5 protein-coding genes and 1 pseudogene are annotated in these 12,838 nt (G+C 33.3%); 5 read left to right on the forward strand and 1 reads right to left on the reverse strand.

Features of this window, described 5'->3' with window-relative positions; genetic code table 11:
* Nucleotides 1–70: 70 nt before the first annotated feature.
* The 3 genes from H574_RS0105935 to H574_RS0105945 all read left to right on the forward strand — a co-directional run bounded on the left by H574_RS0105935 (nucleotide 71) and on the right by H574_RS0105945 (nucleotide 7,337).
* Nucleotides 71–1,138 (forward strand): isoaspartyl peptidase/L-asparaginase family protein, encoded by a 1,068-nt coding sequence (locus tag H574_RS0105935; protein ID WP_027879689.1) that lies wholly within the window; start codon nucleotides 71–73, stop codon nucleotides 1,136–1,138.
* Between the two features lie 106 nt (nucleotides 1,139–1,244).
* Entirely contained in the window at nucleotides 1,245–6,818 is a 5,574-nt protein-coding gene (locus tag H574_RS0105940) for an alpha-2-macroglobulin family protein (protein WP_027879690.1), read from the forward strand.
* Between the two features lie 42 nt (nucleotides 6,819–6,860).
* On the forward strand, nucleotides 6,861–7,337 hold the full coding sequence (locus H574_RS0105945) for a hypothetical protein (protein ID WP_027879691.1): 477 nt from the start codon (nucleotides 6,861–6,863) through the stop codon (nucleotides 7,335–7,337).
* 6 nt (nucleotides 7,338–7,343) lie between these two features.
* On the opposite strand, the gene H574_RS0105950 is transcribed toward H574_RS0105945, so the two are convergent.
* A complete protein-coding gene (locus tag H574_RS0105950) occupies nucleotides 7,344–9,215 on the reverse strand; it encodes a T9SS type B sorting domain-containing protein (RefSeq protein ID WP_051169837.1) in 1,872 nt (623 codons plus the stop codon).
* An 88-nt stretch (nucleotides 9,216–9,303) separates the two neighbouring features.
* Between H574_RS0105950 and pbpC the strand changes: the two genes are divergently transcribed.
* The gene (pbpC, locus tag H574_RS0105955) at nucleotides 9,304–11,655 is read left to right on the forward strand and encodes a penicillin-binding protein 1C (protein ID WP_027879693.1); all 2,352 of its coding nucleotides are present in this window, start codon (nucleotides 9,304–9,306) and stop codon (nucleotides 11,653–11,655) included.
* A gap of 182 nt (nucleotides 11,656–11,837) precedes the next feature.
* Nucleotides 11,838–12,838, forward strand: a pseudogene (locus H574_RS0105960) (hypothetical protein); the annotation flags it as partial.

The raw sequence follows: 12,838 nt of genomic DNA on the forward strand, positions 1-12,838 counted from the left end.
ATATTTCATTGGTTATTTAGCATAAAAACCGTTTAAAAATTGCTAATTTTAATGCTATAATTTTTATCTAATGAAGACTTTACTAAAATCTATTCTATCGCTTTTATTTCTATTAAACCTAAGCTGCAATTCTACAGAAAAATCAAAAAATGTAGAATCAGACATAGTTAGCAAAACTACCAATACTCAAGTAAATGAGTTCGCTATAGTTATTCATGGTGGTGCAGGCACTATTTTAAAAAAGAATATGACTAAACAAAATGAAGCAGCCTACAAAGCAAAATTAGAAGAAGCCGTAATGGTTGGTTACAACATTTTAAAAGAAGGAGGCAGCAGTCTTGATGCTGTACAAAAAACAATAAATATACTAGAGGATTCTCCTTTATTTAACGCAGGTAAAGGTGCTGTTTTTACAAATGAAGAAACTATTGAGCTTGATGCTTCAATTATGGATGGAAAAACCTTAAATGCTGGTGCATGTGCTGCTATTACAAACGTTAAAAATCCTATTAATTTAGCTAGACAAATCATGGATGTTTCTCCACATGTAATGATGACAGGTCAAGGTGCAGAAAAGTATGCAAAAGAACAACAACTTGAAATTGTAGACCCTAATTACTTTAAAACAGAAAAACGACTTAAAAGTTTAAAAAGAATTAAAGAGAAAGAAACTAATAAAGAAAAGCAAATAGCTTTTTATGACGCTGAAATAAAAAATTCAAAATTTGGAACCGTTGGCTGTGTAGCTCTTGATAAAAACGGAAATTTAGCTGCTGGCACATCTACTGGAGGAATGACTAATAAAAGATTTGGTCGGGTTGGTGATGTACCAATAATTGGAGCTGGTACTTATGCAAACAATACTACTTGCGCTGTTTCTGGAACTGGTTGGGGAGAATTTTTTATTCGCGCTACGGTTGCTCATGATATTTCTGCTTTAATGGAATACAAAGGATTATCACTAAAAGAAGCTGCAAAAGAAGTGATCCAAAACAAAGTACCTAAACTTGGAGGAAATGGCGGTATTATAGCTATAGATAAACTTGGAAATATTGTTATGGATTTTAATACTGCTGGCATGTATCGTGCGTCTATAAATGATAAAGGCGAATTATATATTGGTATTTACAATCAATAATTTATCTTTTTTTTAACATCTCATACAAACTAAATCATAAAATGTTAACGTAATTTATTTAACACTATTTCTCTTGATAAACATTCATCTACAAACCTATTAATCAATGCAGTTAAAATCTTTCTACACCATTCTATTAGTTTTTTTCATAACATTTTCATGTAAAGAAAAAACACCTAAAACAGACAATCTTTTTAAATATAGAGATTATATTAGTTACACAACTGCTGGTCGAGTATCTGTTGCAGATCATATTAACGTTAGTCTTGCAAAAACTGTAGCCGGTTGGGAAGCTGACAAAGAGTTAGACAAAAGTCTTTTTAAAATCAAACCTTTTGTAGAAGGACAACTTAAAGTTGTAAATGACCACGCGTTTACTTTTATTCCTGACGAAAACTTATCGCCAGACACAGAATATACCGTTTCTGTAAAACTAAAAGATCTTTATAACGATTTACCAGATGGTTTTGATACTTACGATTTTAGCTTTAAAACTATTACACCAAATTTTATTATTGAAACTAACAACCTACAATCTTACACTAAAGAATTACAGTATTTAAATGGCGCGTTAAAATTAGCAGATATCACTACTATTGATAAAGCAAAGCTACTGGTTGAAGCCAGTCAAGATGGAAAAAAATTAAACATTGTTTGGGATGAAAAACTGCTTCCTTCAAAATATTTTGAATTTAAAATTGATAGTATTACTAGAAAAATTGATGATGCAGATATTTTAGTAAAATGGAACGGAAAACCAATAAATGCAGACAATTCTGGAGAGAACAAAGTAACCATTCCTGGTATTAACAACTTTAAAATTGTTGGTGTAGAAGTGTTTCAATTACCAGAGCAATTTTTATCTATTAATTTTTCAGACCCAATAAAAAAACAACAAAATTTTGATGGCTTAGTAACTATTCAAAATGCTAAAAACCCAAAATTTATTGTAGATGGTAATGTGCTTAAAGTGTATCCACAATCCAAAATGTCAGGTAATTTAAAAATTGATGTATTTCAAGGTATAAAAAACACATATGGGTACAAATTAAAAACACCTTACAGTCAAACTATTGCTTTTGAAGATATAAAACCACAAGTAAAACTGGTAAATAGCGGTGTGTTTTTACCAAATTCTAAAGAATTAAAATTCAATTTTAAAGCAGTAAATTTAAAAGCTGTAGATCTTAGAGTTATTAAAATTTTTGAAGATAACGTACTTCAATTTCTTCAAGATAATGAACTATATAGCAACAATAGTAGAGCTATTAGACGCGTAGGAAGACGCATTGCAAAACATACCATTAACCTAATTGAAAACCCTTTAGATAACGACGGAAAATGGAAAACCTACAGCGTAGATCTTTCAAAATACATAAAAGCAGATCCTGGCGCTATTTATAGAGTTGAAATTGACTTTAAAAAAGCCTATTCACTTTACGACTGTAATACCACAGCTTCTAGTAGTAATGATGACGAAGATGAGTATTACTATGAAGACGATTACTATTACGACGATTATTACAACGACAATTATAACCAAACCAACACCGAAGACGAAGACCTTAAAGAAGAAGAGTATTGGGATAATCTAACCTATAGCTACCGTAACGATAATTACAATTGGAGAGAACGCAACAATCCTTGCCACGAATCGTACTACAACTCTAACCGTGTTATTGCTCAAAATTTAATTAGCTCTAACCTTGGTACTATTGTTAAAAAAGGAGCTAATAACAACTATTTATTTGCAGTAAGTAATATCTTAAATACTAATCCAGAAGCAGGAGCAACTATAGCATTATATAATTTTCAGCAACAAAAAATAGTTAGTTCAACCACTAACAGTAATGGTTTTGCAACTATAAGCGCTAATAAGCACGCTGCTTTTGCAACTGTAACAAAAGGCTACAACACTACTTATGTAAAACTTAACGATGGTAACTCTTTATCCTTAAGTAAATTTGATGTTTCGGGAACAACGCTACAACGTGGTTTAAAAGGTTACATCTATGGAGAACGTGGTGTTTGGCGACCTGGAGATACGATTCATTTATCATTTATGCTTAATGATGCGGCAAATAAACTACCTAAAGGTCATCCAGTAAAACTTGAAATTACAGATCCTAACGGAAAATTAGCCTTTAAAGAAGTAAAAAGCAACGGATTAAACAATGTTTACACCTTTACCGTTCCAACAGCTACCGAAGACAAAACTGGTAATTGGAATGCAAAAATAACCGTTGGTGGTGCTAATTTTTATAAAGGGTTAAAAGTTGAAACCGTTAAACCTAACCGTCTAAAAATTAAGATAGATTTTAATGACGAAATCCTAAAAAGCAATTCTAATTTAAAAGGAAAATTAGCCGTTAATTGGCTACATGGCGCACCAGCAAAAAATTTAAAAGCAGAAGTAAAAGCAAAGTTTTCTAATTCCTATTCAGGATTTAAAAACTATCCAGATTACAAATTTAGAGATCCAGCAAAGTCTTTCAATACTGAAGAAATCACCATTTTTGAAGGCAATTTAGATGCCGATGGTTTAGCCAACATTACCAAAAACTTATCTATTGGTAAAGGCGCACCAGGTATGTTAAACGCACAATTTTTAGTCAGAGCTTTTGAAAATGGTGGCGATTTCTCTATGGATGCATTCACAATGCCTTACGCTCCTTACAACTCGTTTGTTGGTTTAAAATCACCAGAACCAAAACGTTACGGTTCTTATGAAACGGATGCTAATAACAACTTCGATTTAGTTGTTGTAGATGATCAAGGTAATGCTATACAACGTAATGGTTTAGAAGTAAAAGTTTATAAAATTGAATGGCGTTGGTGGTGGAATTCTTCAGAAGACAATCTATCAAAATACACCTCAAGTTCGTTTTACAAACCATTTTTAGAAAGCAAATTAAACACCAATTCTAAAGGTAAAACGTCTTTTAATATCAATGTTCCTGATGAAGAAGGTGGTCGTTATTACATCACAATTAAAGATCCTGTTTCTGGACATTCCACAGGTCAAACTGCATATTTCTATAAAAATTGGTGGAAACGTCAACCATCAAACGACAAAGAAGCTGCAAGTATGCTTGTGTTTTTAGCAGATAAAGACAATTACAATGTTGGCGAAACTGCAAAAATCACTTTCCCGTCTGGCACTTCTGGTCGTGCGTTAATTAGTATAGAAAATGGCTCTGAAGTTATAGAACATAGATGGGTTAAAACCGAAACTGGAGAAACAACAGTAGATATTCCTATTACCAAACAAATGACGCCAAACGTATTTGTAAACATATCATTACTGCAACCACATGCCTCTACTGCTAACGATTTACCGTTGCGTTTATACGGTGTAATTCCATTAATGGTAGAAGATCCAAATACCATTTTACATCCAGAAATTAAAATGGCAAGTGTCTTAAAACCAAAAGAAGATTACACGGTATTTATTTCAGAAAAAAATAACAAACCAATGACGTACACGCTTGCTGTCGTAGAAGAAGGTTTGCTTGATTTAACCCGATTCAAAACTCCAAATGCTTGGGATGCATTTTACGCACGCGAGGCTTTAGGGGTAAAAACTTGGGATATATTTGATGATGTTATTGGCGCTTACAGCGGTAGTATTGATCAAGTGTTTGCTATTGGTGGAGATGGCAATGCAGCAGCAGGAAAAAACAAAAAGGCTAACCGCTTTAAACCTGTGGTTACCTTTTTAGGTCCATTTAAATTAGAGGCTGGAGATCGCAAATCACACACCATAAAAATGCCAAATTATATTGGTGCAGTAAGAACTATGGTTGTGGCTAGTCATGTAGAAAATGAAGCTTACGGTAATGCCGAAAAATCGGTACAAGTTAAACAACCTTTAATGGTGTTAGCATCACTACCACGTAAATTAAGTCCTGGCGAAAAAGTGACACTTCCGGTAACTGTTTTTGCTATGGAACCTAAGGTGAAAAACGTATCACTTAAATTAAAATTAAGCAACGGAATTTCAGTAGTTGGCGAGTCTTCAAAATCTTTAAGTTTTGCAAAACCAGATGAAAAAATGGAATATTTTGAACTGGACGTTAGCAAAGCAAAAGGTATCAACACAATTGAAGTTGTAGCATCTGGAAACGGCGAAACTTCAACTTACAAAGTTGAAATTGATGTTGAAAATGTTAATCCAATATCTACTAAAAGTTACAACGAATCTTTAACCGCAAACGAGAGTAAAACTATAGATTTTTCAACCTTTGGTGTTACAGGTACAAATAGCGCAACGGTTGAGTTTTCTACATTACCTCCAATGGATTTTACGCGTCGTTTAGAATATTTAATTAGATATCCTCATGGTTGCGTAGAGCAAACAACATCTAGCGTGTTCCCTCAATTATTTTTGACAGATATTTTTGATCTACCTCAAGATCAACAATTAAAAATTCAGGATAATATTAAAAACGGAATTAAACGTCTTGGTCATTTCCAAAGACCAAATGGCGGTATGAGTTATTGGATTGGAGAAAATAACGCTAACGATTGGGGAACAAGTTACGCCGGTCATTTTATGATTGAAGCCGAAAAGAAAGGTTTTGTATTACCATTAACGTTTAAAAGCAATTGGATAAAATATCAAAAAGAAGCAGCGCAAAACTGGAGACCTAGTTACAGCAACTACAACTCAGATTTAGCACAAGCTTACAGATTGTACACATTAGCATTGGCTGATAGTCCTGATTTAGCAGCAATGAACCGCTTACGCGAATTTTCAGAATTATCTAACGAAGCCAAATGGCGTCTTGCAGCAGCTTATGCTTTAGCAGGTCAAACCGAAGCTAGTAACGCAGTTGCTAAAACTGCAAATATCGAGTTTCAACCTGTAAAACGTAACTATTACACCTACGGTTCTGTTGACCGAAATCGTGCTATGGCGCTAGAAACAATGGTTATAACCAAAGATAAACGCCTTAAAGATTTAGCCGAAACTATTGCTAAAGAATTGTCTAGTCAACGTTGGATGAGTACACAAACTACAGCATACAGTTTACTTGCAATGGGTAAAATGGTTATTGCTAATGGCGGAAAAGGCATAAAAATTAACTACAGTATTAATGGTAAATCTGAAACCGTAAATAGTAGTAATGCTTTAGCACAACGCGATTTAAAAATCAAAGATGGTGCTAATCAAATTAGCATTAAAAACAACTATGATAATTTAGTGTATGTGCGCGTATTAACTTCAGGTAAATTACCTTTAGGCAAAGAGTTAACCGAACAAAGAGGCTTAACTGCAAACGTTGTCTTTAAAAATCTAAAAGGTGATAAAATAGATATCTCAAAACTTAAACAAGGTGAAGATTTTGTTGCAACAGTACAAATTACTAATGCTAAAAACTATAGCGTTAATGATGTAGCATTAACCCAAATTTTCCCTTCAGGTTGGGAAATTGTAAACACACGTTTTACAGATTTTGGAGATAATACAACAAGTCAAGCCCGATTTACAGATATTAGAGACGATCGTGTTAATTTCTATTTTGATTTAAAACAAAAGGAAACTAAAACCTTTAACGTTATGCTTAATGCGTCTTACTTAGGGTCTTATTATTTACCAGGAATTCAAGCAGAAGCCATGTATGATAACGAGTTTTTTGTTAGAAATAAAGGACAATGGATTGAGGTTGAGAAATAACAAATTCCCGCGTAAGCGGGAATCTTTTTATATTATTGAAATATGAAAAAACAATTCACAGAAAAACAAAAATTTACACAATGGTGGCTTTGGCTAATCTTACTTAGTATTGGTGTTTTACCTGTTGTTGGTATATACAAGCAGCTTTATTTAGGAGAACCTATGGGAGATAAACCTATGTCTGATGAAGGACTTATTGTATTTTCTGTATTTGTTTTTACTTTAATTACTTTTTTCTGGATGATACAATTGCGAACCGAAATTACGCAACAAGACATTAAAATACACTTCTTCCCGTTAACCAAAAGAGCTGTGAAATGGTCTGAAGTTGAAAAAGCACAAATTGTAAATTATGGTTTTGTTGGCGGTTGGGGAATTAGATTCTGGACCAATTACGGAACCGTTTACAACATTAAAGGAAAAATGGGTTTAGCTTTAGAGCTTAAAAACGGAAAAAAGTTTTTAATCGGTTCTCAAAAAATTGACGAACTAAAAGCCTTTTTAGATAGTTTGGACTAAATTATTTTATCGCTTCAACGTAAAATGCCCAACACGACGTTGTCCATTAATAGTAATAACGTACCAATAATCTGAAGTTGGTAATTGTTGTTTCCTAAACATTCCATCCCAAGAGATTGGTTTGTTCTTTCTATAAAAAAGTAATTTACCGTAACGGTCAAAAATTTGCACTTCAGAAGACGCATAAAATTCTATGCCTTTTAATCGCCAAGTATCATGGTAAGTATCATTATTTGGCGTGAAAAATTTTGGTACTATAAAATGAATAAAGGTTTGAGTATCTATGCCGCAATCGCTGTTTTCTGTAACGTAAACGGTATATCTTCCTCCTTCAAGGTTTTCAAAAACTGGAGTGTTTTGATAATTAATTCCGTCGACAGAATAAGAGAAATTACCTTGGTTTTCGGTAGTAATTATTAAGTCATTATTTTCAGTAAAAACTTCAGCAATTATCGGCGCATCTAATTGTGTAACATCTATTGTTTTTGTGACTGTACAACCATCAAGATTTGTAACATCTACAGTATAAATACCTTCGGTTGAAACTGTAATACTTTCGGTTGTTTCACCTGTATTCCAAAGGTAACTCATGTTATTAATGTTTGCACTTATTTCAACACTTTCATCTTGACAGAAAAAGACTGCTTCATCAAAAACTTGTGGCGATTGGGAAAAAGTAAGTGTTACTGCTGTTCTTGTGTTTGAAATACAATTTCCGTTTATCGAAATGGCTTCAGCATAATAAACACCTTCATTTTCTGGTGAAAAGCTGATGTTATTTTCTTCAAGTAAATTTCCTCCAGAAACAGCATCGTACCAATTTACTGTTACATCTGTTGGTACAGTAACTTCTAAAGGTTGATTCTCGTTTTCGCAAATTGTGATATCTCCGTTACTAACAGGTGCTAATGGCGTTGGTACTATCGTAATAGAAAACTCATCCGAAATAACATTACACAAAGCATTAGCTAGGTTTATAGCATCTTCGGCTACTTTGACACGGTATAAAGATGTTGTATTAACATTGATGTTTAAATTTTGATTGGTTTCACCTACAATTTCTGTCCAATTTATACCATCTGTAGAGGTTTCCCATTGATATGCATATGTATTAAAAATTGTGCCGTCAGGATTAGCTTGTAAGTTTAAATTATAAGGCGTTTGTGTTTCGCAAATAAAAACATCACTTTCATTACTTGTATCTTCTATGGTTACATTATCTCCACATGATTTAAAAACTATATCATCAATTGCAAGGTCGTTACCACAACCGCCTGCGCCATTATTTCTCATTTTTAAAATCACTTCGGTTTGCGCTGGTAATGTTTGAAAAACTAATCCATACTGCTCCCAATTTGGTGTGGCTTGTGCGTCAATTTCTCCTGTATCACCACTTGCAAGAAGTGTAGTATCAGTATCATCCCAAATTTCAAACCTTACATTTATTGGAATATTATTTCCTCCACAACCCGTACTTCTTGAAAGGTTTATTAAAAATGCCGAAAACTCATAAGATGTATTCTCACAAAGTCCTGTAATTGTTGTTCTATAAAATTCGCCAGCAGTAAAATCTGCATTTACAATTAAGCATTTTCCATTAGTATCACCTTCTGTATGATCTGGTACATCGTGCCAATCAAAAAACGCAGTTGAACTTGAAACTGTATAAAACCCATCATTTGGTGTTGCAGAAGAAAAGGTATAAGTTGTTGTACCTGCTGGCAAAGGTGTTTGTGTTGTACCTGTCCCAAAGGTTTCTGTGAAGATTGGATCTCCAGAATTTCCGTTACAAAAACCTAACTGAGCGTATCCATCTTCAAAAGAAAATAGAACAATAAAAATTATAATTATTTTAAGAAGTAACTTATCGTTTTTCACGTTTTAAAGATAAATATTAATTAGTCATTTTTAATGTTAAATGCTTAAATTCACTTTTTAAAACTTTGTTATAAACTATAACTTTTTAATGCAAAGACTGTTAGCCTACTTTAAGAACAATAAAAAGAAAACAATTATATTGTTTTTACTACTTGTGGCTTACTATTTTTGTTTACCCAAACACCTTTTTAAAGACCCAACTGCAACGGTTATTACAAGTAATAAAAATGAGTTATTAGGTGCTATAATTGCAGACGATGGGCAGTGGCGCTTTCCTGAAAATGATTCGGTTCCTGATAAATTTAAAACTTGTATCATAGCTTTTGAAGATGAATACTTTTACAATCATCCTGGTTTTAATCCAATTTCAATTTTTAAAGCTTTAAAAGAAAATATAAATTCTGGTAAAATTAAACGAGGCGGAAGTACCATTACACAACAAGTTATACGCTTATCGCGAAAAGGAAAACAGCGTACTTATTGGGAAAAATTTAAAGAAATTATCTTAGCAACGCGGCTAGAATTTAGGCATAAAAAAGATGAAATTTTAGCATTGTACGCCAGTCATGCGCCTTTTGGCGGAAATGTTGTTGGTTTAGATGCAGCTTCGTGGCGATATTTTAATAGAAATTCTGAAGATTTATCTTGGGCAGAAAGTGCAACATTAGCAGTCTTACCAAATGCACCAAGTTTGATATATCCTGGTAAAAACCAATTACAACTATTAAAGAAACGTAATAGATTACTAAAAAAGCTTTTAGATAATCAAACTATTGATAGTTTAACTTATAATCTTTCTATATCCGAAAGGTTACCACAAAAACCTTATCCTTTACCACAAATTGCGCCACATTTACTGCAAACTATTGCAAAAACCGATAAAGGACAACGCATTAAAACTAGCGTTAACAAGAGTCTTCAACAGCAAACTAACTCTATTGTTTTTAATCATTATAATACCTTAAAACAAAACGAAATTTATAATATTTCAGTCCTTATTTTGGATGTAAAAACTAGAAAAGTTTTAACCTATGTAGGTAATGCTCCAACGGATAAAAATCATCAAAACAGTGTAGATATTATAAACAAACCTCGTAGCACTGGTAGTATTTTAAAACCTTTTTTATATGCTGCAATGCTGGACGCTGGTGATATTTTACCAAATACTTTAGTTGCAGATGTACCAACACAATTTGGCGATTATTCTCCAGAGAATTTCAATAAAGAGTTTGATGGTGCTGTACCAGCAAAACGAGCTTTATCAAGATCTTTAAACGTTCCTGCTGTTAGAATGTTACAAGATTTTGGCTTGGACAGATTTCATTATTATTTAAAAAATCTTAACCTTAAAGATATCAGGTTTAATGCCAATCACTACGGATTATCTTTGGTTCTTGGTGGAGCAGAAAGTAACCTTTGGGATTTATGTAAAAGTTATGCGGCGTTTTCTTCAACCATTAATCATTTTAACGAAACTTCAAGCGAATATTTTAGTAATGAGTTTTGCGAACCAACTTTTTTTGAAAATGAAGAAATTGACTTCGGTAAAAAATCGAATGAAAAAACTCTTTTTGATGCCGCTTCCATCTACTTAACTTATGAAAGCTTAAAAGAAGTAAACCGACCTGAAGGTGATGATAATTGGGAGTTTTTTGATAATTCTAAACAAATTGCTTGGAAAACAGGAACTAGCTATGGTTTTAGAGACGCATGGGCTATAGGTACTACAAAAGATTATGTAGTTGGTGTTTGGGTTGGTAATGCAGATGGAGAAGGAAGACCTGGCTTAGTTGGTGTACAAACAGCTGCACCAATACTTTTTGATGTGTTTGATTTATTACCTAATAGTCAATGGTTTCAAAAACCTTTTGATGAAATGGAAAAGGTAAATATATGCGCTGTTAGCGGTTATAGAGCTTCTGTTAATTGTGTTAAAATAGATGAAAAATACATACAAAAAAGTGGCTTAAAGACAGAAGCTTGTCCCTATCATAAATTAATACATTTAGATAAAACTGAGAGTTTCCAAGTAAATTCTTCTTGCGAAAATATAAACGAAATTAAAAACACATCTTGGTTTGTTTTACCTCCTTTAATGGCTTACTACTATAAAGACAAACATCCATTTTACAAACCCTTACCCGCTTTTAGAGAGGATTGCATTAATTCTAAAAAAGAAACAATGGAATTTATCTATCCTAAAGATATCAAAAAGATTTTTCTACCTAAAGATTTCAATGAAAAAACTAACGATCTGATTTTAAAAGTTACACACTCTAAACCAAATACTAAATTATATTGGTATTTAGACCATATTTTTTTAGGTGAAACAACTACAATTCACAACATGTCTATACGACCAAAAGAAGGTAAATATACAATTACAGTCACTGACGAATTCGGCAACGAAATCAAAAAAACCATAGAAATTTCTCAATAAAATAGAAAAAACACAGAAAATTAAATACCTATTTTAACAAAACACTAACATTTCAACGAAAAAAAGAGCATTATATCTATCTGAATTTAGATAGTCTCACAAAAAAATATACCTTTAAGATTCCAAATGAAATTTTGGGATGTTTATCATATAAATTAAACTAACACAATCATTTCATACCTATGAAAAAAACTACTCTCCTAATTTTACTATTATTTAGTATAATTGTACAAGCTCAGGTAATTAATCAGCCAGCAAACTGGCCCAATACCAATTGGACTGTAACTGGAAGCTACAATACAGATCCTACAGCTTTTGAAGCAGACCCTACAACAACAGCAAACTTTGCATTTGATGATGATGATGCAGGTAGTGGTAGCACAGATGCCATACAAGCAGAATCACCAGTAATTGATTTATCAGCAGCATTTAGTGCAGGCGAAACTTGGCTATTTGTTGACACAGATTATGTTTTCAACTGGATAAGTTCTGATGCTATCGGAGTTGAATATTGGGATGCAGATGCAGGAACATGGAATCCTTGGGGATCACCAATTCAAGCAGATACAGCTACACCTCCAACAAATGATTTTTGTGCAGGAACATCTGAAGCTTATACTACAGACCAATTAAACATAGCTGGTTTTACAGCAACACAGTTATCTGGTTTCAAATATCGTCTCTTTTATGATGATGGAGGAATTTGGGGATGGGGAATGTGTTTTAGTTCTCCAACATTATATTCTCAAATGCCACCAGCATGTGCAGACGTAACAGGTATAACTGCTGTCACAACAGGAGATACCACTGCAGATATAACATGGTTAGCAGGCGGATCAGAGACTGAATGGCAAATTTGGATACAACCAGCAGGAACAGGAGAGCCAACAACAGATGGTACAACAACATCGACTAACAATCCTTATCCAGCAAGTGGTTTAACACCAAGTACAGCTTATGAAGTTTATGTAAGAGCTGATTGTGATACTGATGGGTTTAGTAACTGGGTAGGACCAGTAAACTTCACAACGTTTAACACACCACCACCAGCACCAGTAGGTGTAACATGTTCTAGTGGAACATCAACATTTATCTTTACAGAAGATTTTGGAAATGATACAAACTATGTACCATCAGGATGGACAGGAACAACTTTTGCAGATAGTAATGGTAACTGGGATAT

This window comes from Mesoflavibacter zeaxanthinifaciens DSM 18436, from assembly GCF_000422365.1.
GTDB lineage: Bacteria > Bacteroidota > Bacteroidia > Flavobacteriales > Flavobacteriaceae > Mesoflavibacter > Mesoflavibacter zeaxanthinifaciens.

Coding starts and splice junctions, on each gene's coding strand:
- H574_RS0105935 (WP_027879689.1), top strand. CDS start 71: ATGAAGACTTTACTAAAATCTATTCTATCGCTTTTATTTCTATTAAAC.
- H574_RS0105940 (WP_027879690.1), top strand. CDS start 1,245: ATGCAGTTAAAATCTTTCTACACCATTCTATTAGTTTTTTTCATAACA.
- H574_RS0105945 (WP_027879691.1), top strand. CDS start 6,861: ATGAAAAAACAATTCACAGAAAAACAAAAATTTACACAATGGTGGCTT.
- pbpC (WP_027879693.1), top strand. CDS start 9,304: ATGCAAAGACTGTTAGCCTACTTTAAGAACAATAAAAAGAAAACAATT.